Source organism: Shewanella sp. MF05960, assembly GCF_050849305.1.
GTDB lineage: Bacteria > Pseudomonadota > Gammaproteobacteria > Enterobacterales > Shewanellaceae > Shewanella.
In genome coordinates, this window is record NZ_JBOZPS010000009.1 from 125,461 (window position 1) to 151,532 (window position 26,072).

Below are 26,072 nucleotides of genomic sequence, written 5' to 3' on the forward strand. Positions count from 1 at the left end.
TTGAGTTCCGTTTTCCGCTAGGTGTGGTACTTTGCCTTAGGTAAAATAACCCAATGGCACGTTATACGAGACTCTTAAGATGAATGTTCAATATGCTTTTTATTTTTATTCAGTTGCAGGTATAGGTTATGCCAATTGATGGGGGCTTCAGTAGATTGCACATTGACAGCACAAGTATGCCAGCAGGCTAGGCTTAGTCGCGACGCACGTTTTGATGGTCAATTCTTTACCGGAGTGCTAACAACAGGGATTTATTGTCGATCAATTTGTCCGGCTCCGCCCCCTCATGAAAAAAACGTCCGCTATTTTGATTCTGCAATAAAAGCCGCTAATGCAGGTTTACGACCTTGCCTTAGATGTCGTCCCGATAGCGCACCCAGTTCGCATGCTTGGCGGGGTACTGACACCACATTAAATCGCGCCATTACATTAATTGAGCAGGGATTTTTAAGTGGTGATAATGCAGGAACGATCACTGAGCTTGCTGATCGGCTTGGGATCACTAGTCGATATTTAAGCCAGCTTTTTAATCAAGGTGTCGGCACCTCGCCTAAACGGTTTGCGATTTATCAGCAATTGATGTTTGCAAAACAACTTATTCATCAAACGTCATTATCTATGACTGATGTCGCTATGGCGGCAGGTTTTAATAGTATTCGACGTTTTAATGAAGTATTTAAACAAGAGCTTATGCTTACACCATCAGATTTACGCAAACAGCATAATACACTGACACTAACGAAAATCCATTCGGATAATGAAGTCATGTCAGTGAACCCTATTCAGATCGCCTTAGCCTATCGACCGCCACTTAATTGGCAAAAAATGAATCGCTTTTATGCTTTTCGCCAAGTCGAACACATGGAGGCCATTGATGGAAACGGCGGTTATGCGAGAAGCTTTTCGTTCTTTGGTGTTAACGGTGTCTTTTCGGTGAGTCCGAATGCCCAAAAATCGCAACTTGATGTGAGCATTTATTTTGTTAACGTAGACGACGTGAAGCATTTGCACAAAATTGTTACCAAAATCAGGTCTATATTCGACTTGGATGCAGATATGCAGGTCATTGAAAAAGCATTCGTTCCTATTTCATCTCTAGGGGCTAAAGTGGATGCTGGTTTACGGATCCCTGGCACAGGTAATGTATTTGAAGCTGCATGTAGGGCGGTTTTAGGGCAGCAAGTCAGTGTGGTGCAAGCGACTAAGTTACTCAATACGTTAGTGCAGTATTATGGTGACGCACTCACCATAAACGGCAAAACGTGGCGACTCTTTCCTTCACCCCAAGTCATCGCCCAAGCCTCACTTGATGAGTTAAAAATGCCTGGCGCACGTAAACTCGCATTGATTGCTTTGGGCCAATTTGTTGAGCAATATCCAGACTCTACACCACAAGATTGGCTAGCGGTTAAAGGTATTGGTCCATGGACGGTGGCTTATGCTCAAATGCGAGGCTTAAGTGACCCCAATGTATTTTTAGCCACAGATTTGGTGATAAAAAATCGCCTTTATGCGTTGCATCAACTCGCTAACAAACCTATTGAATCAACTAAAATATATGCCAAAATAGCCAAAGAAATTAGCCAACTTGCCAGCCCTTGGGGCAGTTATTTAACCTTTCAGTTATGGGATGAAGACCCACTGAACCCAACAGAAGAGTAAAATGATGCCAATAATTGCTCCCCTAAGAATACACGCTATGGTTTCTAGCCCAGTGGGTTTGCTTTCGCTCAAAGCATCCGAGCATGGTTTAACCCATTTACAAGTTGATGATTTAGCGCTGATTTGTGCAGATGTGATGATTCAATCATCGACAACGTTAATGAATCATCACGAAGATGACTCATTAACCGCTGAAGCAAAACGACATATTGAGGTGACAATCCAGCAGTTAGCAGAGTATTTTTCTGGCACAAGGCCGCAGTTTAGTGTCACGCTAGCCGCCAAAGGTACTGAGTTTCAACAACAAGTGTGGCAAGCATTAAGTGAACTGGCTTTTGGTGAAAGCTGCAGTTACAGCGATATAGCCAATATCATAGGTCGGCCCAAAGCGGTAAGGGCCGTTGGTGCGGCTAATGGCGCTAATCCTATCGCTATTATTGTTCCGTGCCACCGTGTGATAGGTAAAGGTGGTAAGTTAACCGGTTATGCTTATGGTCTGGACATGAAGCAATGGTTGCTTAACCTAGAAGCGAGCGAATAAATCGTAATTAATCTGACTGATGCGCCAAAGTGCGGTAAAATGTCCGATTGTTATCCATTGTTGAGCGCATCAGATCCATGACACAAGCTTCATTAGCTACCACCTTTGCAGAATTTGGCCTAAACACTCCGTTGTTGGCTCGATTGGCAGAGCTTCAATATCTTCAGCCTACGCCGATTCAAGCCCACACAATACCCAGTATTTTAGCGGGCAAAGATTTATTAGCAGGCGCTAATACTGGCTCAGGTAAAACCGCAGCGTTTGCATTGCCGATATTGCAGCAGTTAATGAAACGCACCAATGTTAATGCCACCAAAGGAAACTTTGTCAGTGCTTTGGTATTAGTGCCGACACGCGAGCTTGCCAAACAGGTCGCCGACAGTTTTAAATCTTATGCCGTGCACTTAAATGGCGACATCAAAGTGGTTGCTGCGTTTGGTGGTGTATCGGTTAATACTCAAATGCTCGCTTTACGTGGCGGTGCTGATGTTGTTGTGGCAACACCTGGTAGATTATTAGATTTAGTGTCATCCAATGCGATTAAGTTATCTGCAGTGACCACATTAGTGCTTGATGAAGCCGACAGAATGCTCAGTTTGGGCTTTACTGAAGAGTTATCGCAACTTATCGCCTTACTGCCAAAGAAAAAGCAAACACTGCTGTTTTCAGCCACATTTCCTGAAGAAGTGCGCCAGTTAACTCAAGCGTTATTGGTTGAGCCTTTAGAAGTACAGTTACAAAGCGCTGAAGCAAGTACTCTGGTACAACGTGTTATGACGGTTAACCGCGAGAAGAAAACCGCTTTGCTTGCGCATTTATTACTAGAACATCAGTGGCGCCAAGTATTGATTTTTGTCAGTGCTAAAAATAGCTGTAATCACTTAGCGCAAAAGTTGGCTAAACGTGGCATTAGCGCTGAAGTGTTTCACGGTGATAAAGCGCAAGGTGCACGTAGTCGAGTACTCGAAAGCTTTAAAGCTGGAGAGATACAGGTATTGATTGCAACCGACATTGCGGCGCGGGGTTTGGACATTGAAAAACTGCCCGTAGTAATTAATTTTGACTTACCACGCAGTCCAGCAGATTATATGCATCGCATTGGCCGAAGTGGCCGTGCAGGAGAGGTCGGTTTAGCGTTAACCTTGTTATCGCATGATGAGTATCATCATTTCTCAGTTATTGAGAAAAAGAATAAAATTCGTCTTGAACGTGAACAAGTTGGCGGATTCGAAGCCGACGAGAATATGCCTGATGTTGTGTTAGAACAACCTAAACCCGTTGCAAAAGCGGAAGGTACAGGTAAGAAAAAACGCAAAAAGTCACCCCCAATTAATGTTGATATTTGGGCTAAAAAACCAGATTAGTAGTAGGTAATATGAAACATATTTTTTGGTTAGTTGATGATCAAATCGCAGGGCGAAGTGGTCCTAATAAAGATGCATGGGACTTAGCAGAGTTAAAGCAAGCCGGGTTTGGCGCGATTGCATCATTAAACAATGGTGAAGGCTGTGATACTGCTGCCATGGCACAATTAGGTTTAAAGCATAGGGTCTTTAATTTACCAGACAACATTCCACCTAAACCGCAAGATTTAGCGGTATGTGCGGAAATTTTGCCGCAAATTTTGGCCTTTATTCGTCAATGTGAAGCTGAGGGATTACCGGTATTATTGCATTGTCGCTCTGGTATTAACCGCACCGAAATGGTGATGGCGTATTACATGATGGAAAATGGTGCCGCCCCTGTACATGCAGTAAGCCAGGTGCGTAATGCCAGTGGTTTAGCATTTGATGCAGATGGCTGGGATCAATTTGTTTATGATGTGCTTTATGAGTTACAGTCAGCATCAAATTAATAAGTCATTCTGTTTGTTAAGGTACTTGCAAACAGATTGAATACACACTCAACATTGAGTGTAAGGGAAACATCAAGATAGATCGTTAAGATTTATCTCAATGTTTCCCTTTATTTTTTGTGAAATCGTCATCACTGTGAATTTTTTTGTATTGTGATCCGTATGTGTTAAAGGCACGCTAAACTTTGGCGATAAATGCTATAGTGAAAAAGATAAACGTGTGAACAAGGGGAAACGATGAGTCCAAAAATGAGCAAAGCGAATCAATCGCAAGGTCTATTGCTTTTTAGGTTGAACCAAACCCAACAGTTTGCATTGGGAACCTTAAAAATTCGTGAGCTTGTTCCGTATACGCCGTTAACCAAAATTCCTCATTCTCATCCCGCTATTATGGGCGCAGCAACAATCCGTGGCATGACGATTCCTGTTATTGATATGGCTGCTGGCATTGGCTTTAAGCCTGTGACAGATCAAGAACGTCAAGATTGTTACATCATCATTACCGATTGCCAACGCATGGTGATTGGTTTTTTAGTGCGAGCAATCGATAAAATCATTGAGTGTAATTGGCGCAACATTGAGGCACCTTCAGATAATTTAGGCAAAAATGCTTTTTTAACTGGAGTGACTCGGTTTGATGACAAGTTAGTACAGCTTCTTGACGTAGAGTTATTATTATCAAAAATATTTCCTGACGATCCCATCACTAATCGCGCTATTTTGACCGACGTTCAACGAGAGAAACTCAAACCGTTACGCATTCTCTTAGTCGATGATTCAAAAGTGGCTCGTAAGCAGTTATCTGATGCATTAGATTCAATCAACATTGCCTACCAAGTGACATCAGACGGCCACGAAGCATTGCAAATGATGTTGCAAGCTGCAAAAGAGCGTGCGCCGATAGATTTACTTGTCAGTGATATTGAAATGCCTGGCTTAGATGGTTATGAACTCGCGTTCGAAGTTAAAAATAATCCCGATATCGCCAATGCTTATATTATCCTGCACACATCATTATCTAGTGAGATCAGCGTGAGTCAGGCTAAGCAAGTTGGGGCTAATGAAGCATTAACTAAGTTTGATGCCAAAGAGTTGATTGACGCTATGTTGCGCGGCGCTCAAACAAAACAAGTTGTTTGATAAACAGTAAAAACATCAATATTTTCTATAGCCTTGGGCTTGCAACATGTTTAACAACTTGATTGCATTTTATATAGAACAGATAAATTATTGTTCATTTAAACCACAACGATTGATTTTTTTTACTCTTTTGTGCTCAACACTAGACTTCTTATGTTCCATCCTGATATATAGCTACAAGGCTTTTTCGGTGCACCGCGCCTAGTGATAGCCTAAAGCTAAAACCGTTGAGTTATTTCTGAAACACTTATGTTGAGTTAAATTGTTAACATGGATGCCAACAACATAATAATTTTCAGTGATATAGGTTAATTTGTGTATCGCTTTATAGGCTAACAACAGTTGTTTTATAAGGTACTACGCTCTTAACCACGGCATTAGCTTTAGCGACTACTAACGATTAAAAAGCCATTAATATAATAATCATAGGTTAAGCAATGAATCAGAAAAAATCACTGTTAGCTCGAATCGCTAGCGGTAGCTTAGTGCTACAAATTATCAGCGGGATCATTTTGGGAGTGATCTTAGCCAGTGTTTCAACAACCGGTGCCCACAGTGTGGCATTTTTAGGTTCGCTGTTTGTTGGCGCACTAAAAGCCATTGCACCCGTACTGGTATTTGTATTGGTCGCATCATCGATTGCTAATCAAAAGAAAAACAGCCACACCAATATGCGCCCAATCATTGGTTTATACCTTTTAGGGACCTTTGCTGCGGCGTTTACTGCGGTTATTTTCAGTTTTGCATTTCCAACGACATTATTACTGGCAACCGGAATTGAAGGTTCTAACCCACCTCAAGGTATTACCGAGGTGTTAAATACATTATTATTTAAAATTGTCGATAACCCAGTCAATGCATTGTTAACTGGTAACTATATCGGTATTTTAGTGTGGGGCGCAGGGTTAGGTATTACCATGCATCACGCCAATGAAAGCACTAAGCAAATGCTGTCAGATCTAAGCGATGCCGTATCCAATATTGTTCGCTTTGTGATTCGCTTAGCCCCAATCGGTATTTTCGGTTTAGTGGCCGCTACATTTGCTGAAACAGGTTTCGAAGCACTAGCAGGTTATGCTCAGTTATTAGCGGTACTCGTTGGCGCAATGTTATTTATTGCTTTAGTGGTTAATCCACTCATTGTATTTGCTAAAATTAAGCGCAACCCTTATCCATTGGTTTTAAAGTGCTTACGTGAAAGTGGCGTAACGGCCTTCTTTACTCGTTCGAGTGCAGCCAATATTCCAGTTAACATGGCGTTGTGTGAAGAGTTAAAGTTGCATAAAGACACTTACTCTGTATCTATCCCATTAGGCGCGACCATCAACATGGGCGGCGCGGCTATTACCATTACCGTGCTAACCCTTGCTGCAGCGCACACACTTAACATTCCTGTCGACTTTATGACCGCGTTGTTATTGAGTATTGTTGCTTCGGTATCAGCTTGTGGTGCGTCTGGTGTGGCTGGTGGATCGTTATTGTTAATTCCATTAGCTTGTGGCTTATTTGGTATTTCAAATGACGTTGCAATGCAGGTTGTCGCGGTAGGCTTTATTATTGGTGTTATTCAAGACTCAGCAGAAACTGCGTTAAACAGCTCTACTGACGTTATCTTTACGGCTGCGGCATGTGAAGCTGCCGAAGCGAAAGAAGCGGCTCAAGCAAGTTAAATTATAGCGTACAAAAAAATGCCGGCCCATGGGATAACTGTGGCGCCGGCATTTTTGTGCTTAATTTATACCGTTATTCTTATTCTGAATTCAGGCTTTTAGAATGGATGTTGGCTAAAAAAGGTCATTTCAACTTGGGTGTACGGGTGTGTAATGGTTAATGATTGCGCATGTAAATTGAGGCGTTTACTGGCTTGTATGATTTCTGCATCGCCATAAAACTCATCACCTAATATAGGATGACCCAGCGCCAGCATGTGCACCCTTAATTGGTGGGTGCGGCCAGTATGAGGCTTAAGTTCCATTAAAGTTGAATTTTTGCGGAGTTCTAGCACACTAAAATAAGTCAGCGCTGCTTTACCTGACTCGGTTAACATCTGAAAAGGGGGGGTATCAGGGTTTGGCCCGAGTGCAAAATTCACTTTACCTTGTTGTTCCAATACCTGGCCAAATACTTCAGCAATATACACTTTTTTGGCTTGGCGGTTCTGAAACTGAATTTTTAAGTGAGATTCCGCTTTTTTGGTACGCGCAAAAATCATAATGCCAGAAGTATCACAATCTAAACGGTGGATTAAAATCGCTTCTGGGTAACGTTGCTGTAAGCGAGTAATTGCAGTGTCATGAGTGTCTGGTGAGCGCCCCGGATTTGATAACAATCCAGAAGGTTTATTAATCACAATAATATCACGGTCTTTATAACGGATGTCCAACCAAGGAATTGACGGTGGTCGATAAGTAAAGATGTGCATGATGGAATTGTCTCTTTAATAAACTAAAGTTATGCCTGAAAGTAACGCGCGCATACTAACAAAATTTGTTAAGCAACGAAAATAAGATAACGTCAATAGGGGGATATAAGTGGAATGTTTAGGATCAAATGACAACATGCTGCCATTTAATATCTCAAGTAGAGGTTAACTACAAGCTTGCAAACCACAAGCGAAGAGACATGCCCCAACTGCTGGTGACCCCCGATGTCACAAAGCGAATTTGATTGTTACTGTCGACAATATAAATTGCAGGTAGGGCGGTTGCCCCCCATTGTTGGCTATAATCGTTGCCATTGATGTTTTGATTGATGACCGCAAATTGGTAATCATTATGTTGCATAAAAGCGTCAATGTCGGCATTTGAACCAGAAGCGACAGCAACAGAAATAACGGGGTAATCTTGAGCGTTAGCCACATTGTTGACCATCGGCGAGGTGACTTTACACACTGGGCACCATGTTCCCCAAAAATACACTAAGGTTGCTTTATTGGCCCGCGCAGCAGTATTAAAGAGTGACACCTTATCGTTGTTGATAAAATGGTTATTGACCAAGCTACTTTTTATTAAGTCGCCCTTTACTAAGCTGGCATTAATAGGAGGAGCGGTACCTGTTTGCATGTCACGTTGAAGGTAACTGGCAACGGCAAACATCAGCACCGCGAATATTGCGCTGTCTCGTAAGGCCAATAGCCAAAAACGCGGTGAACGAACGTTGCTACCGACAGTCTTTATTACACGGGTTATCCATATTGGCATATTGAGAGCTTACTTCATCTTAGGGTAAATATTGGCTTGGGGTTTTACGACTGTATATCTTGCTGTAAGCCATTAACTGTGGGTAAAAAGTTCGAAACGCTATTTCAATCTCAACGTAAAGTTTATCAACGTCACGTATCGCATGGTCAAATAGTTCCGGTTTTGACAATCTCTGGCTAACCCCTTTTATCGCTTGATTTAACCCTTGCTTCGTTTGATAGCTACTCAACCAATCCTGTTGGATTATTTTAGGTGCGATAGCTTGTAAACTTGCAGGTAATTCAGCGGTGGTATTAAGTTCCTGGTAGGCTTTTTGGCAAAAGACATCAAGTTCTTGATGATGATATTCTTCCCAATAATACGCTAAGTAATGGTCAAAGGTTAAATCGATTAATATCGGGGCGACTCGGCGAGACGTTTTAGGGAATTGTTTCAATAAATCGATAATAATTTCATGGCTATCAGTGACTTGATCTATTTGACGATGCAACCAAATTCCTTGTTGAAGATGTTGAGGGTGATCTTCAATTTTTCCTTTGGCGAAATCACCGCACAAATTAGCGACTAGATGGGTATCGCTTATGTCAGCTAAATGTAAGTGAGCTAAAAAGTTCATATTTTGTGCTTCTAATTTTATTATTTTACAGTATGATACAAGCCGTTTGTAACAAAGCATTACAATAATGACAAGCTGCTTGGTTCAATCATAACGCTTTATACACAAATGTCATGGAGTATTGTGTACTGTGTTGGAATAACGGCGATAAATTAGTGTTGGCTAATTGATTATAAAAATTAAGGCTTTATTTAGGGATCATGGATGATGAAAGACTGGCTTAAAAAAATATTCGGCAGGCCGATTGCGGCTAAAACAAATAAAGTACAGATTGATATGCGTTACGAAGTTCATTCTTTTAAGTCTGATAAAACGACAGCGCAGCCAACAACGGCAACGTTGGAACACAACAGTCTCAACTCTCCCACATCACCACAAAAGCCGACAAAGTAATCAGTAAACTTGATCTTAACTTGCGCTCGCCATAGACTAGCGGCCGTTTTTACTGTTGAGATATTACTATGCGCGTTGCTGACTTTTCTTTTGACCTTCCAGATGAGCTTATTGCTCGCTATCCAACGGCACAACGCAATGCGTCGCGTCTATTAACCCTTAATGGTATAGACGGACAGTTAGCGGATAAGCAATTTACTGATTTACTTGAGTTAATTAACCCAGGTGACTTAATGGTGTTCAATAACACCCGAGTGATCCCAGCACGCTTATTTGGCCAAAAAGCCACAGGTGGCAAGCTTGAAATCCTAGTTGAGCGTATGCTTGATGATAAGCGTATCCTTGCCCATGTTCGTAGTTCAAAATCGCCAAAAGTGGATACATTAATTCACTTAGATGCAGGTTATCAAATGAAGATGCTTGCGCGTCATGATGCTTTATTTGAACTAGAATTATTAGGCGATAACACTATTTTAGCCGTGCTTGAGCAAGTCGGCCATATGCCTCTTCCTCCCTATATCGACCGTCCTGATGAAGATGCGGACAAAGAGCGTTATCAAACTGTTTATAATCAAACACCAGGAGCCGTAGCTGCGCCTACCGCTGGTTTGCATTTTGACGAAGCAATGTTAGCCGCGTTAAAAGAAAAGGGCGTCAATGTTGCCTTTGTTACTTTGCATGTTGGTGCGGGGACATTTCAGCCTGTTCGTGTTGATAATGTGCTTGAACATAAAATGCATTCTGAATGGGCAAATGTTTCGCAAGATGTTGTCGATCTTATTGCACAAACGAAAGCCAATGGTCACCGCGTTGTCGCCGTTGGTACGACGTCAGTACGTTCGCTAGAAAGTGCTGCTCGCGCTTGTGGTGATGCGCCTCTTGAAACGTTTAGCGGCGATACTGATATCTTCATCTATCCTGGTTATCAGTTTAAGATTGTTGATGCGATGGTGACTAACTTCCACTTACCCGAGTCAACGTTAATCATGTTACTCAGTGCATTTGCTGGTTACGATGAGGTCATGGCTGCGTATCAACATGCTATAGCGCAAAAATATCGCTTTTTTAGCTATGGCGATGCCATGTTTGTGACGAAAAAAGCCCCCTAATAGCCGAAATTGATTTACAATAGCCGCCAATAAACGCCCGCAAACAGTGGGCGTTTTGATGTTTTAATGTGTTCTTAACCTTGAAGCATTAAAATTTGCCCTCATTACTATAGAAACTAAACAAGTCAGACTGTTTATCTGGCAAGGTGATTTATGAAATTTGAATTAGACACAACGGATGGACGTGCGCGTCGCGGACGTTTGATATTTGACCGTGGCACAGTAGAAACGCCAGCATTTATGCCTGTAGGTACTTACGGTACCGTTAAAGGTATGACGCCTGAAGAAGTGCGTGCCACTGGTGCAGACATTTTATTGGGTAATACTTTCCATTTATGGCTACGCCCTGGCGAAGAAATCATGCGCAAACATGGTGACTTGCATGACTTTATGAACTGGCAACGTCCAATATTGACTGATTCGGGTGGATTTCAGGTGTTTAGCTTAGGCGACATTCGTAAAATCACCGAAGAAGGCGTGCATTTTCGTTCACCGATTAACGGTGAAAAAATCTTTTTAGATCCAGAAAAATCAATGCAAATTCAAGATTCATTGGGTTCTGATGTTGTGATGATTTTTGACGAATGTACGCCATACCCAGCAACACATGACGAAGCGCGTAAATCAATGCAAATGTCACTACGCTGGGCAAAACGTTCGCGTGATGAGTTTGACCGCTTAGAAAATCCTAACTCACTGTTTGGCATTATCCAGGGCGGTGTTTACGAAGATTTGCGCGATGAAAGTGTCAAAGGATTATTAGACATTGGCTTTGATGGTTATGCCGTTGGTGGCTTAGCGGTTGGTGAGCCTAAAGCAGATATGCACCGCATTTTAGAGCATGTTTGTCCGCAGATCCCTGCTGATAAGCCTCGCTATTTAATGGGTGTAGGTAAACCAGAAGATTTAGTAGAAGGTGTGCGTCGTGGTGTTGACATGTTCGACTGTGTCATGCCAACACGTAATGCCCGTAATGGCCATTTGTTTACCAGTGAAGGGGTAATCAAAATCCGTAATGCGCGTCATCGTGATGATACCGCAACGCTTGACGCTAAATGTGATTGTTATACCTGTAAAAACTATTCACGTGCTTATTTATACCATTTAGATCGTTGTAATGAGATTCTCGGTGCGCGTTTAAACACCATTCACAACCTACGTTACTACCAAATGTTGATGGAAGGTTTGCGCGGCGCAATTCAGACAGGTACATTAGACGCCTTTGTGAAGGAGTTCTATACCAGTCTTGGTCGTGAAGTACCTGAGTTAATCGATTAATTTTAGCTAATAAGAAGAGAGAACTATGTTAATTTCAAATGCTTATGCAAGCCCAATGGGTGGCGCTGCCGGTGGCGAAACCATGCAGTTAATTTTTATGCTTGTGATGTTCGGGTTGATTTTCTACTTCATGATTTTCCGTCCACAGTCAAAGCGCGTTAAAGAACACAAAAACCTAATGGCAGCAATTTCAAAAGGTGATGAAGTGTTAACTAGCGGTGGTATTTTAGGCAAAGTAACCAAAATCAGCGAAGAAAGTGATTACGTGTTATTAGCTATTAACGATAACAACCAAATTACGATTAAAAAGGATTACATCGCAGCGGTATTACCTAAAGGTTCTATCCAGTCGTTATAAGCCAAGAGGGCTATGGTGTGTTAAATAAATACCCAATGTGGAAAAACATCATGGTGGTGCTTGTCATCGCCATTGGTGGTTTTTATGCCATACCGAATCTGTTTGGTGAAGACCATGCAGTTCAGGTAGTGGCAACTCGTGGTGCAGAAGTGACTGCGTCAACTCAAGCCAACGTTGTACAAATGTTAGAAGGTAAAGGCATTGCGATTAAGCGTGCTGAGCTTGAAAACGGACAATTGTTAGTTCGAGTACAAAACCCTGAGCAACAGTTAGTGGCTAAAGAGGCCATTGCTGAGCAACTCGGACAAAAATTTACCGTCGCACTTAACTTAGCGCCAGCAACCCCTGAATGGCTTGAAGCTGTTGGTGGTTCGCCAATGAAGTTAGGTTTGGACTTACGTGGTGGTGTTCACTTCTTAATGGAAGTGGATATGGGCGAAGCGATCCGCAAAATGGAAGAAGCCAAAGTGGCTGATTTCCGTAGCCAACTTCGTGAAGAAAACATCCGTTACGCTGGTGTTCGTAAAACCCCTAAAGGCATTGCAATTAAGTTTCGTGATGCTGATACGGTTAGCAAAGCTGAGAATTATTTAAAAACTCGCAGCAACGATATGGTCTATACCGATGCAAGCACTGATAAAGAGTTTGTATTACTGGCAACGATGAGTGATGTATACCTTAAGCAAATTAAGGAAGAAGCATTACAGCAAAACATCACGACTATTCGTAACCGTGTTAACGAGTTAGGTGTTGCCGAACCGGTAGTACAACGTCAAGGCGCTGAGCGCATTATTGTTGAACTACCTGGTGTGCAAGATACCGCCCGTGCAAAAGAGATTCTAGGTGCAACAGCATCGATTGAGTTTCGTATGGTTGACGACAAAGCTGATGTGAGTGCAGCGGCGAGTGGCCGCGTACCAGCCGGAGCTGAAGTGTATCAGCGCCGTGAAGGTGGCATTGCCGTTCTGAAAAAAGAAGTGATGCTAACGGGTGATCATATTACCGGAGCACAACCGGCATTTGATGAATACAGCCGTCCGCAAGTTGCGATTAATCTTGACGCGAAAGGTGGCTCGATTTTCTCTAACGTGACCAAAGACAACATCGGTAAACCAATGGCAACATTGTTTATTGAGTACAAAGACAGCGGCTTACGTAATCCTGATGGCACCGTTAAAATGACACGTATTGAAGAAGTCATTTCGGTTGCGACGATCCAGGCGCGTTTAGGTCGTAACTTTGTGATTACGGGTCTTGAGCACAGTGAAGCCCAGAGCCTTGCATTACTGCTTCGTGCTGGTGCGCTTATTGCGCCAGTGACAATCGTAGAAGAACGTACAATTGGTCCAAGCCTAGGTGCTGAAAACATCGAGAACGGTGTACAAGCAATGGTATGGGGCATGGTTGTTGTGCTGGTATTTATGATGGTTTACTACCGTGCATTTGGCTTTATCGCCAACCTTGCATTGATGGCTAACTTGATTATGGTTGTGGGCGTAATGTCGATGATCCCTGGTGCGGTATTAACCTTGCCTGGTATTGCTGGCATGGTGCTAACAGTCGGTATGGCTGTTGACGGAAACGTGCTTATTTTTGAACGTATCCGAGAAGAAATTCTAGGCGGTCGTAGCGTACAACAAGCCATTCATGAAGGTTATGGTAATGCGTTTTCAACTATTGCCGATGCTAACATCACCACCTTTATGACAGCACTTATCTTGTTTGCTGTGGGTACCGGTGCGGTCAAAGGCTTTGCTGTTACCTTAATGATAGGTATCGCGACTTCGATGTTTACAGCCATTGTTGGCACACGCTCAATCGTCAATGCGATTTGGGGTGGTAAGCGCGTTAAGTCATTATCTATCTAAAGGAGAAGTTGAATATGTTTCAGATATTTTCAGTAAAAAACACAGTCGACTTTCTTCGTCATGCATTTCCTATCAGTGTTATGTCGCTTATCTTAGTGATTGCTTCTTTTGTGTCGCTAGGCGTGCAGGGCATTAACTGGGGATTAGACTTCACTGGCGGTACTGTTGTTGAGATGGAGTTTTCAGCACCGGTTGACTTAAATGCGTTGCGTGCAACCATGACAACGGATGACGCTGAAGGCGCAGTGGTACAGAACTTTGGTTCTAGCCGCGACGTTTTAGTGCGTTTACCTGTAAGAAGCGAACTGAAAAGTGATGCTCAGGTGGCTGCAGTATTAACGGCAGCTCAATCAATTGATGCTGGTGTAGTGCAAAAACGTGTTGAGTTTGTGGGTCCACAAGTCGGTAAAGAGTTAGCAGAACAAGGCGGCCTCGCGGTTATCGTTGCCTTAATCTGTATTCTTATTTACGTTTCATTTCGTTTTGAGTGGCGCCTAGCAGCAGGTTCTGTTGCGGCACTCGCTCACGACGTGATTGTGACCTTAGGGGTGTTTTCGGTATTACAGCTGGAGTTTGACTTAACGGTATTAGCCGGTTTGTTAACGGTTGTCGGTTACTCACTTAACGATACCATCGTAGTGTATGACCGTATTCGTGAAAACTTCTTGAAAATGCGTAAAGGCACACCTGAAGAAATTGTGAATACCTCAATTACTCAAACCATGAGCCGTACTGTTATTACTACCGGTACGACCTTGATTACGGTTATTGCGCTATTCCTTAAAGGTGGCACCATGATCCACGGCTTTGCAACTGCATTGCTATTGGGTATTTTTGTGGGTACATACTCATCAATTTACGTGGCGAGTTATTTAGCCATTAAATTGGGTATTAACCGCGAACACATGCTACCGGTAGAGATTGAGAAAGAGGGCGCAGATCAGCCTTCAATGGTGCCTTAACACGCATTGTTACAGCTCAATTGCTCACAACAAACCCCAGCTTGCTGGGGTTTGTTGTTTTATCGTTATCAATTATTAAATGTGTTTTAACTCTCGCCTGAAAGCAATGCCCCAGCAGCTTTTTTTTTGCGTACTCGCTATGTGCAAGGGAACAACCATAACTACATTGCGACGTCTTAACCAAACACCACTGAGCACATCCTTAGTGGTCACTTATTAATGCGGATTGGTATAAAACGTTATCGTTGCTAGCATGAAGTATTAGGCTGGATGTTGTTGGTTTTATCGTTGAGCAGATTGTTCACGAAGATGTTGTTCACAGGCGGTAACCAGGGTTTGATACCAAGGCGTGTCAGTTTCGATGAGTAAGGCTTCCCAGCCATCGGTACTCAATATCTCTACGGTAATTAATTTAAGTGAGCGCTCATTGTTTACCGTTAGCCTAAATGTTCCTGCCGCAGTGTTTAATCGACTAATGTTAATCAGTTTGCGGTTAGCGGTTTGAGTATTTATGCTTATCATCGCCTAACGTCCTTTATCACGACGTAATGTCGTTGATATCATAAAACATCTAACCCGCTTTTATTTGTACTACAGGAGCTTTAGTGGCTTGCGGCGCATATACACCAGTGCCTGTCATTGCAATATGATTAAAATTTTTGCTAATCATTTTACTGCCGACATCTTTAGATGTTTCTGGACGGCTAATTAAATAGCCTTGAATGCAATCAATGCCGAGCTTTTTCACTAATTCAAACTGTGGCGCGGTTTCAACACCTTCTGCAACAATTTTTAAATCAAGGGTTTTACCCAAGCCACTAATTGAATTTAAAATCTTTTCATATTTTGGGTTAATGTTAGCTTGGTCAATAAACAGTTTATCAATTTTAATTACATCCACAGGTAAATTAGCCAAGGTGGACAGCGAACTAAAGCCAGTACCAAAGTCATCAATGGCAATTAACACTCCGGCTTGACGCAGTTTTTCTAAATCTGATATCACGTTTTCAGAAGCATCAATAAAGCAAGACTCGGTGATTTCCAATAATAGTGCTTTAGGCGGTAATCCGACCTTATTAATGATTTCCATCACCCAATCATGAAGCGGGATATGGGCTAATTGCACCCCAGAAATATTGACAGATATTCTTACCTTATTCATACCTGCATTATACCAAGCCGCCATTTGGCGACAGGCTTCAATCATGATCCAATTACCCAGTTCTAAGATTAAGTTAGAGTCTTCTGCAATGGGAATAAATTCAGCAGGCGAAATAGAGCCTTCTGTTGGATGGTGCCAGCGTACGAGACATTCAAAGTAATCGATGCTGAAATCGTTCACATTCACAATGGGTTGAAAGGATAAACTAAAGTTTTGGCTCGCCATAGCCAGGCGCATTTCTTCAAGTAAATAGTGATAACGACGCATTTTATTGCCCATTTCAGGCGAATAAACACGGTAAATACCTCGTCCATCCGTTTTAGCGCGATACATTGCAACATCGGCCATTTGTAATAAGGTGTTGGGATTTGCCGCACTGTCGGGATAAACCGCAATCCCAATGCTTGCACCAATTTTAATTAATTTATTGCCTAATACAAAATCGCCTTCTATTTCTTGTAATACATTTTGAGCGACTTCTATAGCGATGTTTTCATCTTGTAAGTCTTCAATAAATATCGAGAACTCATCACCACCTAATCGCGATAAACTTAACTCCAAGCCTAATGTTGGTGCAAAATGACTGAGTTTGCGGTTTCGCACCACAGTCGCAAGTCGTTGGGCTACCTGAATTAATACTTCATCACCAAAACTGTGGCCAAACGAGTCATTCACCTGTTTAAAGCCATCAAGGTCGATAAACAATAATGCCTGTTTTATCTTTAGGGTTTGGGCTTTTTCAAGTTGAGTTTGCAGGTGTTGTAAATAGGCATGACGGTCAATCAGTCCTGTCAATTTATCTTGATGTTGGCTAATGATATTTTTATGCTGTTGCTCATGAATTTGTTTATTGAGCTCAATCAGAGCAAGGCTCAGTTTAGAGATAGTATTTTGTTGTTCAACCTGAGGCGGAGTAATATTAAAGGCTGCCAATAGCTTATTGGTTTCGTTGTTGACCACTTCTAAAGACTTATCAAGCTTTCTCTTTTGTCGGCGAGTAATGTAAAACGGAATGCCTATGGCAAAACTGCCTAAAAGCAACAAAGGCAAGTTGCTGAATAGCATAATGTTATTAAAGGCTTCATCAAGACTGATTACTTTTATTTTATTATCAATTTTTGACAACACAACATAGTTTTTTTCGTTGTCGGACACAATTTTGTAGTTCAACAACATGTTTGCCCAATGATTGTTTACTGGGGTCACATTACGTTTATCGAATTGTTGTAAATTGACGTTGTTATTATCGCGATTAAAGACTTGTAAACTTTGGTTTAGCGTTAATATAACTAAAAGATATAACCCGACCAATAAACTTAAACAAAGCAAGATTATTTTGGATATCCGCATTAGTCAGGGCTCTTAATAGTGAATTATATTGGTTTTTTGACGGGCTATGAATTGAAGTAACCCGTTTATAATGAATTTCTGAGTGTAGAGTATATGTCACCATTTAACAATTGAGTCAGTGGCTTTTTATTCGTTTTTTTAATGAGTATGGTTGAGGTCAGAAATATTTTTTATTTATGTAAATCAACAATGAGTTAGCCTCAAGTCGAGACCAGCACTCAAAGCCTGACTTAGATCAGAACTTAGATCAGATCTTAGACCAGAACTTAAACTAGAGCTTACGATCATAACTGAAAATTAAGGTTGGTCAGCGTTCAGACTTTAATTAAGATATAAACTTGCTACTCATAATGAGGCATCTATTTAAATCTAAGCCATTGATACACCGTTTTTGTGCCATTGCGTTCAAGTGTTCAAAATACTCTCTTTGAAATAAAGTCATTATCTATGTGTAGGCTAATACTTTTTACTGACAAATAAGCATGGCGATAATAATTTTATTTTATAGCGTGTTTTATAGCGTGATATAACGCGAACGTTATGCAGTGATTAATCCACCATTAAGGTAAGTTAAACGTAATCACATATTCAGCTTGACCATTCTCGGTTGACGTAAACTCGCCTTGACCAATATATTCTGCCAGATTTTGTGTGCCAGAACCCGCAATAACCGTAAATTGGCTTTGAGCTACGCCTGCGATAAATGTTCCATTATGCTGAAATATGATCCGGCCTGTGATTTCTGGTGTTGTAACCGTTAGCTCCTCTATACCGGTAAATACCGCAGTAGTATCTTGTTGATATGACATTACATAACGGATCTCCGCCAAGCCGGTGATGTCTCCAGAGTAAGTTTGTTTTATGCTTGCAATCGTTTGCTTCGTGCCATCTTCATGCTCTGCGTATGACTTTTCATTCCATTGGGTGATTTGAAAAACGCCTTTTAAGACAACCTTGGTCATGTTGAGTCCTTTTGAACACGAGCTTTGCTCTATGTTATCGATAAGCTTAAGGTAATCATTGTTTAACAGAAATGTCCAATTTATACCATTCCATGCTAATAAGTGATGATTAAGCGAGAGTGTAAAAGGGCTTAAATAAGGCGCATGAATGAATAGTGGTTCTCTTTCGAAGTCATACAATGCAATGTAAGCCCTTTTTATACTCGCCTGAAAGGAATGCCCCTGCAGTTTTACTTTGCGTTGTCGCTATTTGAAAGGGAACATCCATGACAGCATTGCTATGCCGTAATCAAAAAACGCTGGACGCATTCTGAGTGGTTACTTATTAATGCGGATTGGTAATATAAACAATACTCGACAGATTTTAGTTGAGGCAGTAGGATTAAACAAAATTTGCCAGTAGAGCAATGCAGTAGGATAACGCATGGAACAACGAAAAGTATTATTGGCCGGTGGCAATCTGTTACAGGCTCACACATGGAAAGGGCTACTGGAAACCAGTGGTATTGAAGTTGATCTTAAAGGTGAAGCGCTGATAGGTGGCGTGGGTGGCCTTCCTATCGAAATGCAAACTGTCGAATTATGGGTGATGAACACCCAGTTAGCCGCTGCACAAACGTTACTTGATGCCCTCGAAATAGAACAGCCACAATGGCAATGTGTTCAGTGCCATGAAATAAATGAAGGCAGCTTTGAATTATGCTGGCAGTGCAGCGCGCAAAAGAGTGAAACGCATAACTGAATGTTATAGCCAAGTGGGTGACTGTGATTGGGTATACACTCATAAGCTATATCAATTAACTGATATTAATCCACCCACTGTTATTTTAATGAGTGATTAACGAATATTACGTAACATTCACTGAAACAGACAGATAAAATCTATCTAAACACTTGTATAAAATTGTTATTTTCTTAAGCTATTGAATAAACCTTTTTTATGGTTTTGACGTATGTAGGTGCCATTGTATCAAGTGGCGTTATCTTTTTAAGGACTCGTTATGCAAGCCTCTCCTGCATTTGCTCGTTTAGTTGAATCAGTTATGCCCCATGTTACGTTAGTGACTATCGAGCAGTATCAGCAACAAGAACAATGGCAATTAATCGATGTACGTGAAGACAATGAATGGTTGCAGGGGCATTTGCCCAATGCCAAGCATGTAAGTCGCGGTATTATTGAACGAGATATTGAACACCGTTTTCCGGATAAAAATACGCCAGTTTTGCTCTACTGCGGTGCAGGCCAGCGTGCTGCATTGGCAGCTTATAATTTGCAATTGATGGGCTATACCCAAGTTGCTTCTATGGTTGGGGGTTATCGAGCCTGGATCCAACATCAATTCCCTATTGTTCAAGACTGAGATTTAAATGCAATATTTTCCACTGTTTGTCGATACTCAAGGTTTACGTGTGTTGCTTGTTGGCGCAGGTGAGGTGGCAACGAGAAAGCTCGATTTGTTGTCGCGTACAGATGCCATTATTCATGTTATTGCACCTGACGTTGCTAAAGATATTGAGACCTATCATGCAAAGGGTCGTATTACGTTATCACGTCGTGCAGTGACAGATGCCGATATTGCACATGTGGATATCGTGTATTTAGCCACAGCAAATGAACAGCTTAATATGGATTTTGCTGACTTAGCCAATGAACGTGGTATCTGGGTCAATGTGGTCGATAATCCGTCGTATTGTCGCTTTATTACCCCTTCAATTGTCGACCGTGGCCGCTTAGTTGTTGCGATTAGCACCGCGGGTGCTGCGCCTGTATTTGCTCGGACTATCCGCTCACGTTTAGAAACCATGCTGCCGTCATCATTGACCCCATTATTTGACTTTGTGGCCAGTAAACGCGAGGAGGTTCAGCAAACCCTCGCCGATGGTAAAGACCGCCGACTCTTTTGGGAGCGCTTCTTTAACAGCAATCAAGATAAATTCGATAATCTCACTGAGCAGCGTTATGCAGATGCTTTTCAAGAGATGAGTCGACAAGGTGAAATTTTATTGTTGACCGAGCACACTCCAGCAAACTTGTTACCGATAGCGGCAATGCCATTATTGCAAAAACTGGATGTGATTTTTAGTGATGAAGCCGTTGATAGCGATACCAATGAGTTGTTGCGCCGAGATGCAAATAGAACCTCTATTCCTAAATTAAGTGAGATTGCGGATCATTATGAGCAAGGCGAGCGTATGCTGATTGTCGCCAGCCCTGAAAAAGTGGCTCAGTTAATTGCTTATTTCCCGATGGCAAAACATTTGCGACCGGGTGCGTTATAATGTTTTAAGCGTGCTCAACTAACACGCCGAGTCTAGTTTGTAGTAGACTCGGCTTTTTTATGCCTATTGAGATCGCCTAATGGCCGCCAAAGCTACCGTATACAAAGTTGCACTTCAAATTGCTGATATGGATCGTCATTACTATGCTGATCATGCTATTACACTTGCTCAGCACCCTTCAGAAACCGATACGCGGATGATGGTTCGATTATTAGCCTATGCACTAAATGCATCGGAGTCATTAGCGTTTAGCAAAGGGTTATGTGTCGATGACGAAGCCGAATTATGGGATAAAAGTTTAAGCGATGAAATTAACTTGTGGGTTGAGTTTGGCCAAGCTGATGAAAAGTGGTTACGTAAAGCCAGTGGTCGAGCCAAGCAAGTTATTTTGTATACCTATGGCGGGCGCAGTGTGCCTATTTGGTGGCAACAAAACCAACAAGCATTAAGTCGTTATGACAACTTGTCGGTAGTTAACTTTCCTGAAGAAGCCGTTAAGCAACTCGAGGTCTTTGTCACTCGTAATATGGCGCTTCAAGTCAGTATTAGTGAAGGGCAAGTATGGTTTTCTGACAAAGACAACAGCGTCATGATAGAACCTGAAAAGCTTAAGTAATGAGCACTTGGGTTACTCGACCTCTGGTTATTCGCATTAGGCCTACTTTATCCTGAGGGAGTCAGGCAGTGAATATTAACGCTTCCTCTCGCGTTAAGGCTCAAACATTATTTAGTCAAACACAGCGATGTCTCATCGCTGTGTTAACTCTGCACTATTTATCATATTAATTGGTTATCACATCTTATTAGTTATCAGGTTAGTTAGCAGATTAATTAGCATATGAGCCAGGCATTTATCTCACCAAAACATTCGCTTTTTAAACATCAAGATAAGCTTTTAATGATAAGCGCCTTTTAATGCGACTACTTTAATGCCGCTAAGCGCCTAGCACATTGCTTATCATTGCAATGTGAATTTAACCTTAATTTACTAATTATGAATAAAGTTTAATCCAAAGGGTATTGTACTAATAAAATCGCAGGCAGATAATCAAAGCATGTTTCAAACAATATGTTTATCTTATCCGTTTGATTAACAATGATTTTGTTATTCTGCGGTGGTAGTTGATTAAGGATGTTATTGTGAAAAAATTAGCATTATACCCAGTAGAGAAAATCGACGAGTTAACCTCTCCAGAAGCACACGAAGATATCTCAATCCTTTCTTCTGCTGTCAATATCTTCACTGACTTTAAGAAAGTGACCCCGTTAGTGATTGAATCTAATGCATCTGCTGTAGAAGTTGAAAGCTTGATGCAAAAGTCTCATGTACGTCTTAAATTAGTGGTTAATCATAAAAATGAATTTATTGGCTTGATAAGCTTTGAATCGTTACACAACCAAGAGATTTTAAAACGCGTCGCTGAAGGGCATCAACGTGAACAACTTAAAGTCACAGACTTTATGATTGCCAAAGATCAGTTAAAAGCTATCGATTATGACGACTTAAGCTATGCCAGAATTGGCGACGTAATTGAAACGTTAAAGTCAGCGGGCCAGCAGCATTGTTTAGTGTTAGATAGAAAAAATCATGCTATTCGTGGTGTGCTATCAGCTAATGATATTGCTCGCAGATTAAAATTAGCGGTCGATGTCAGTACTCCCAATTCATTTGCAGCGATTTTTGATGTGATCAGTAAAATTCAACAGCCTGCGGTACTCAATACATTACAACCACACTTTTAATATTTTACGCATTGTTGAACAAAAAAATAGCCACATAATGTGGCTATTTTTAATTCAACCAAGACTGTTACTGAAAGCTTAAAGTCCAAGTATCAATATAACCCGTATCTTTGTTAGCGTTATCAACCGCTTTCAGTGTCCATACACCGCTCGACTCAACGCCTGTCATGTTTGCGCTGTACGTTTGGGTAATATTGTCGGTTCCGCCACCGGTATTGTTATGTAACACAACGGTTTGGCCTGTTGGGCTAATCAGTTGGATTTTTAAATCGCCAATATAGGTGTGGATCACACCTAACGACACCGATACCGTTCCAGAGTTGCCCGTACGGCTTACCGTGATAGGGCTAGTGATCCCCGTGGTGTTGTTATCTGGGATGGTATAGTTGTTTGTATTGGTGTAAATCGCTGGACCACCCGTTCCGCTGCCAGAACTTGCCGCAGTATAATTAGCCACTAAGCTTACGCCGCTAAAGGCACTGTAACCTTGTACCATCACGTAATAGGTTCCTGATTGCGCCGTAGCAATAGGGCAAGACTCTGCATTACCGCTTTTCCACGGACGACAATCGTAACTGCTCGTGGTTGGCGAAGCGCCATACTGCACATACATGTCAGCATCACCCGTACCACCACTCATGGTAAAGCTTAGATTTGTTGCCCCTGCTGGTACATCAAGCGAATAATAAAGTTCATCATTTTTTGCCCCAGCTAAACCGGTTTTAACTACCCCTTTTTCAAGCTCGTTATCACCTGAGCCGGTACCCGGATCTGTAGGGCCAGTACATGATTCATCTAGATAAGCTTTTGCAGCAGTAGCATTGACCATACCAAAGCCAGTTTTGTTGTCGCGGCCTGCGACATTTAAGTCATCTGCCGTTGCATTTAGTGCTGCACGGATCTGAGTCGCACTACATTCTGGGTGGTAACTCCACACTAATGTTGCGACGCCCGACACATGCGGTGTCGCCATTGACGTGCCGTTATAGTATTCATAATCTTGATTGCCTAAGTTTGAAACCGTAGCCGATTGGCCAATTTTGGCTCGTAGCGCTAAACCTGTTGCGCGGTCAACAGACATAGATGGCACTGTAATTTCACTGTTTGCATCAACCAAAAAGGGATTCTGTAAGCCAGGCAATGCGGTGTTACTGTAAACAATAATGCCTTTTGCACCTGCGGTTTTACACGCTTTAACGGCGTTGATTTCTGGGTAGCTAGCGCCTTGATTACCTACACGCTCCACCAAACAAATTTTATTACTCATGCTGCCACAATTAAAGCTTGTGCCATTGACGCTACACTCTGCCAATGTCGCAGTAGCGCTTGCGTTAATGGGTGCTGACGCATAGCTACTGCCAGATGGCGTTAAGCGGTTATGCGGAACAACACCATTATTAAAGTAAGATTGGCCAGCAATAGTGATATCTGCAGTGCGGCCTTCGCCGACAGTCACCGTTGATAAAATCGCTTCACCCGGGCCAGAAATCTCAACTTGGTCGGTGTATTGTGAAAATGCAGCATGGTCGCGATTGCTGTCTACCGCAGCAACAGACATCACGCTGTCATACGATGCAGGGTAACTGTAACTGCTGTCACCGGCGTTACCTGCAGCAGCAATCAATAATACGCCATTATTGAAATGGGTATTTAATGCATTACGCTCGGTGGTGGTTGAGCCGCTGCCGCCCAAACTCATTGTGACCACATCCGCGCCACCTGAATTAACACAGGTATCGATAGCCGCAACAAGTGAAGAAGAATAACCCCATCCGGCTTCGTTAAACACCTTAACTACATGAATATTGGCATTTTGGTTTGGCATAACACCCACCACGCCTTCATTGTTGGCAATCGCCGCTATGGTGCCCGCAACGTGCGTACCGTGCGCATTATTATTGCCTGGCTGATACCAGTTGCCGGTACCTGAGTTATTGGTCCCCGTGACATTATTGCCGCTTAGGTCGTTGTGACTGCGATCGTAACCCGAATCAATAATACAAATGGTACGGTTTCCTGCTTGGCTGTCACTCAATACTGTCGCGCCGACATAAGTTTGCCCCCACGGGGTGGTTTCGGCTAATAAGCGACGCGGTAAATCTTCTTCTACGTACTCGACATCTTGGCGCAGACGCAATGCCCTAATAGACGTGCTGTCGAGCTTGGTTGAATAACTATTGCTTCGACCTATTCGTTTCATTTCTCGTGCTTTAACACTGTTAAGCGCTCTTAGCTGGCTGAAGACTTCATTGGTACGAGGTTGATAGTCCATACTACTGGTATCAGTGACATCGTTAGCGCTTTGGCTAAGTGCAATATCACTCATCACTTGCGCTGCATTGTCGTTTCTAAATTTAACGATATAACGCTTAGGCAAAGGGGACTGTTGTTCAATTTGTTGATTTGTTAAAGAAAGGGTTAACGGGCTTGGTGCGGCATTGACTTGAGTTGAGATGGCTAACGCCAATGCTGTCATGCTAAGCACAACAGCCTTATGTTGATTTTTTTTCATTTTATCTTCCATGTTATCAGGGTTAAATATTGTCTTTCTAATTATGTTTTATCGATAAGCTATGTTTGCTTAACAGAATAAAATGTAATCAAAAATTAACCTATTGTAAATAAAATGTTAACAAAATATCTTTTTGAACAAGTGTTCTAACATGTTGATTTTGAATTTTTATTAGTTTTTATTGAATTAGTATTCTCTTGTGGAGTGAGGTTATTGCGTGGTTTTACTGCATTTGTAGCGGGTTGTGTTCGATGAAAGCGCTTAACTAAAAAGTTGGATTATGTGACACTTATTCGTGTATTTTTATTTGGCATCAGCTAGTCAGTCAGAAGGTCATCATTAAGAAGATAAAACATGACGAGTTGCAATGGCTGTAGTATCGACATTCGATTGTGAGGCTATCATGTAGAAATATATGGCCCTAATGTAATTAAGGCCATAAATGATTATTGTGCAGACATTAATGAGTCAATTCCACCCGCATTGTATGTGGCGGTATAACCTTGATCGACTAATGCACTTTGAGCAATACCGCTGCGGCGACCACTGCGGCAATACAATACGACTTCAGTATCTTTGGCGAGGTTGAGTTTTCCGAGCTCTGTCACAATATTTTCAAATGGAATATTAATCGCCCCTTTCACATGACCCGCTGCAAATTCTTCAGGGGTGCGCACATCGATTAACGTTGCGCTATTATTAATTTTTTGCCATGCCACATTGGGTTGTTGCTCTACTGCCAACGCCGGTGTTGCACACCACGCCGACACCATAAACAATGCTGCCAATATTGGTTTTATTGTGATTAGAATAGATTTTTTCAACACAAGATTCCTTATTGTTAACCTTTGTAGAGGTTATTTGTTTAAGGCTATTTGCGCTGCAGTTTTAATCCCTAATTTCTTCATGATCATCGCTGCAGGGCAAAAACCTGTAAATGCACTTTGGAATAGGTTAGCGCCAACAAACACAGTAAGCCAGATAAAATGTTGGCTAACGGTTGCCATAAGCACTAAAGACAACAAAATCATAAAGCCAGCAAAGGCCATAATACTTCTTTCTAACGACATCGAGAGCTCCT

26 protein-coding genes are annotated in these 26,072 nt (G+C 41.9%); 17 read left to right on the top strand and 9 right to left on the bottom strand.

Annotation, left to right across the window (positions count from 1 at the left end):
- Positions 1-162 precede the first annotated feature (162 nt).
- From ACROAE_RS11240 to sstT, 6 genes are all read left to right on the top strand, one after another.
- Positions 163-1,662 carry a DNA-3-methyladenine glycosylase 2 family protein gene (locus ACROAE_RS11240; RefSeq protein ID WP_432401733.1) on the top strand — a complete coding sequence of 500 codons (1,500 nt, stop codon included), beginning with the start codon at positions 163-165 and terminating at the stop codon, positions 1,660-1,662.
- Positions 1,663-1,699: 37 nt separating this feature from the next.
- On the top strand, positions 1,700-2,203 hold the full coding sequence (locus ACROAE_RS11245) for a methylated-DNA--[protein]-cysteine S-methyltransferase (RefSeq protein ID WP_432401735.1): 504 nt from the start codon (positions 1,700-1,702) through the stop codon (positions 2,201-2,203).
- A gap of 77 nt (positions 2,204-2,280) precedes the next feature.
- Entirely contained in the window at positions 2,281-3,567 is a 1,287-nt protein-coding gene (locus ACROAE_RS11250; protein ID WP_432401737.1) for a DEAD/DEAH box helicase, read from the top strand.
- Positions 3,568-3,578: 11 nt separating this feature from the next.
- Positions 3,579-4,058: a protein-tyrosine phosphatase family protein gene (locus ACROAE_RS11255; RefSeq protein WP_432401739.1), complete on the top strand. Its 480-nt coding sequence runs from the start codon at positions 3,579-3,581 to the stop codon at positions 4,056-4,058.
- 237 nt (positions 4,059-4,295) lie between these two features.
- On the top strand, positions 4,296-5,198 hold the full coding sequence (locus tag ACROAE_RS11260; protein ID WP_432401741.1) for a chemotaxis protein: 903 nt from the start codon (positions 4,296-4,298) through the stop codon (positions 5,196-5,198).
- A 437-nt stretch (positions 5,199-5,635) separates the two neighbouring features.
- Positions 5,636-6,868: a serine/threonine transporter SstT gene (gene sstT, locus ACROAE_RS11265; RefSeq protein WP_432401743.1), complete on the top strand. Its 1,233-nt coding sequence runs from the start codon at positions 5,636-5,638 to the stop codon at positions 6,866-6,868.
- A gap of 98 nt (positions 6,869-6,966) precedes the next feature.
- Here the strand turns inward: sstT and ACROAE_RS11270 are convergent, their stop codons facing one another.
- From ACROAE_RS11270 to ACROAE_RS11280, 3 genes are all read right to left on the bottom strand, one after another.
- Positions 6,967-7,620 (bottom strand): RluA family pseudouridine synthase, encoded by a 654-nt coding sequence (locus tag ACROAE_RS11270; protein ID WP_432401745.1) that lies wholly within the window; start codon positions 7,618-7,620, stop codon positions 6,967-6,969.
- A gap of 169 nt (positions 7,621-7,789) precedes the next feature.
- A complete protein-coding gene (locus ACROAE_RS11275) occupies positions 7,790-8,398 on the bottom strand; it encodes a protein disulfide oxidoreductase (RefSeq protein ID WP_432401747.1) in 609 nt (202 codons plus the stop codon).
- 19 nt (positions 8,399-8,417) lie between these two features.
- The gene (locus ACROAE_RS11280; protein WP_432401749.1) at positions 8,418-9,014 is read right to left on the bottom strand and encodes an ACP phosphodiesterase; all 597 of its coding nucleotides are present in this window, start codon (positions 9,012-9,014) and stop codon (positions 8,418-8,420) included.
- Positions 9,015-9,218: 204 nt separating this feature from the next.
- On the opposite strand from ACROAE_RS11280, the gene ACROAE_RS11285 reads away from it, so the two are divergent.
- The 6 genes from ACROAE_RS11285 to secF all read left to right on the top strand — a co-directional run bounded on the left by ACROAE_RS11285 (position 9,219) and on the right by secF (position 14,982).
- Positions 9,219-9,407 carry a hypothetical protein gene (locus tag ACROAE_RS11285; protein ID WP_432401751.1) on the top strand — a complete coding sequence of 63 codons (189 nt, stop codon included), beginning with the start codon at positions 9,219-9,221 and terminating at the stop codon, positions 9,405-9,407.
- 68 nt (positions 9,408-9,475) lie between these two features.
- A complete protein-coding gene (queA, locus tag ACROAE_RS11290) occupies positions 9,476-10,516 on the top strand; it encodes a tRNA preQ1(34) S-adenosylmethionine ribosyltransferase-isomerase QueA (protein ID WP_432401753.1) in 1,041 nt (346 codons plus the stop codon).
- Between the two features lie 153 nt (positions 10,517-10,669).
- A complete protein-coding gene (tgt, locus tag ACROAE_RS11295) occupies positions 10,670-11,794 on the top strand; it encodes a tRNA guanosine(34) transglycosylase Tgt (protein ID WP_432401755.1) in 1,125 nt (374 codons plus the stop codon).
- A gap of 25 nt (positions 11,795-11,819) precedes the next feature.
- On the top strand, positions 11,820-12,152 hold the full coding sequence (gene yajC / locus ACROAE_RS11300; protein ID WP_432401757.1) for a preprotein translocase subunit YajC: 333 nt from the start codon (positions 11,820-11,822) through the stop codon (positions 12,150-12,152).
- 17 nt (positions 12,153-12,169) lie between these two features.
- Complete coding sequence (gene secD / locus ACROAE_RS11305; RefSeq protein ID WP_432401759.1) at positions 12,170-14,020, top strand: protein translocase subunit SecD; 1,851 nt, start codon at positions 12,170-12,172, stop codon at positions 14,018-14,020.
- 14 nt (positions 14,021-14,034) lie between these two features.
- Entirely contained in the window at positions 14,035-14,982 is a 948-nt protein-coding gene (gene secF / locus ACROAE_RS11310) for a protein translocase subunit SecF (protein ID WP_160055624.1), read from the top strand.
- Between the two features lie 282 nt (positions 14,983-15,264).
- On the opposite strand, the gene ACROAE_RS11315 is transcribed toward secF, so the two are convergent.
- The 3 genes from ACROAE_RS11315 to ACROAE_RS11325 form a co-directional block, all read right to left on the bottom strand.
- On the bottom strand, positions 15,265-15,504 hold the full coding sequence (locus tag ACROAE_RS11315; RefSeq protein ID WP_432401761.1) for a hypothetical protein: 240 nt from the start codon (positions 15,502-15,504) through the stop codon (positions 15,265-15,267).
- A gap of 49 nt (positions 15,505-15,553) precedes the next feature.
- On the bottom strand, positions 15,554-17,494 hold the full coding sequence (locus ACROAE_RS11320; RefSeq protein ID WP_432401763.1) for a putative bifunctional diguanylate cyclase/phosphodiesterase: 1,941 nt from the start codon (positions 17,492-17,494) through the stop codon (positions 15,554-15,556).
- A 560-nt stretch (positions 17,495-18,054) separates the two neighbouring features.
- Entirely contained in the window at positions 18,055-18,456 is a 402-nt protein-coding gene (locus ACROAE_RS11325; protein ID WP_432401765.1) for a DUF3224 domain-containing protein, read from the bottom strand.
- A gap of 424 nt (positions 18,457-18,880) precedes the next feature.
- On the opposite strand from ACROAE_RS11325, the gene ACROAE_RS11330 reads away from it, so the two are divergent.
- The 5 genes from ACROAE_RS11330 (at position 18,881) to ACROAE_RS11350 (ending at position 22,479) form a co-directional block, all read left to right on the top strand.
- Positions 18,881-19,198 (top strand): DUF2007 domain-containing protein, encoded by a 318-nt coding sequence (locus tag ACROAE_RS11330; RefSeq protein ID WP_432401767.1) that lies wholly within the window; start codon positions 18,881-18,883, stop codon positions 19,196-19,198.
- 259 nt (positions 19,199-19,457) lie between these two features.
- Positions 19,458-19,817 carry a rhodanese-like domain-containing protein gene (locus tag ACROAE_RS11335; protein ID WP_432401769.1) on the top strand — a complete coding sequence of 120 codons (360 nt, stop codon included), beginning with the start codon at positions 19,458-19,460 and terminating at the stop codon, positions 19,815-19,817.
- Positions 19,818-19,824: 7 nt separating this feature from the next.
- On the top strand, positions 19,825-20,736 hold the full coding sequence (locus ACROAE_RS11340; protein ID WP_432401771.1) for a precorrin-2 dehydrogenase/sirohydrochlorin ferrochelatase family protein: 912 nt from the start codon (positions 19,825-19,827) through the stop codon (positions 20,734-20,736).
- Positions 20,737-20,815: 79 nt separating this feature from the next.
- Positions 20,816-21,352 (top strand): YaeQ family protein, encoded by a 537-nt coding sequence (locus tag ACROAE_RS11345; RefSeq protein ID WP_432401773.1) that lies wholly within the window; start codon positions 20,816-20,818, stop codon positions 21,350-21,352.
- 524 nt (positions 21,353-21,876) lie between these two features.
- The gene (locus ACROAE_RS11350; protein WP_432401775.1) at positions 21,877-22,479 is read left to right on the top strand and encodes a CBS domain-containing protein; all 603 of its coding nucleotides are present in this window, start codon (positions 21,877-21,879) and stop codon (positions 22,477-22,479) included.
- A gap of 67 nt (positions 22,480-22,546) precedes the next feature.
- Here the strand turns inward: ACROAE_RS11350 and ACROAE_RS11355 are convergent, their stop codons facing one another.
- The 3 genes from ACROAE_RS11355 to ACROAE_RS11365 all read right to left on the bottom strand — a co-directional run bounded on the left by ACROAE_RS11355 (position 22,547) and on the right by ACROAE_RS11365 (position 26,061).
- Positions 22,547-24,991: a S8 family serine peptidase gene (locus ACROAE_RS11355; RefSeq protein WP_432401777.1), complete on the bottom strand. Its 2,445-nt coding sequence runs from the start codon at positions 24,989-24,991 to the stop codon at positions 22,547-22,549.
- Positions 24,992-25,437: 446 nt separating this feature from the next.
- Complete coding sequence (locus ACROAE_RS11360) at positions 25,438-25,818, bottom strand: rhodanese-like domain-containing protein (protein ID WP_432401779.1); 381 nt, start codon at positions 25,816-25,818, stop codon at positions 25,438-25,440.
- A 30-nt stretch (positions 25,819-25,848) separates the two neighbouring features.
- Entirely contained in the window at positions 25,849-26,061 is a 213-nt protein-coding gene (locus ACROAE_RS11365; RefSeq protein WP_432401781.1) for a YgaP family membrane protein, read from the bottom strand.
- Positions 26,062-26,072 lie beyond the last annotated feature (11 nt).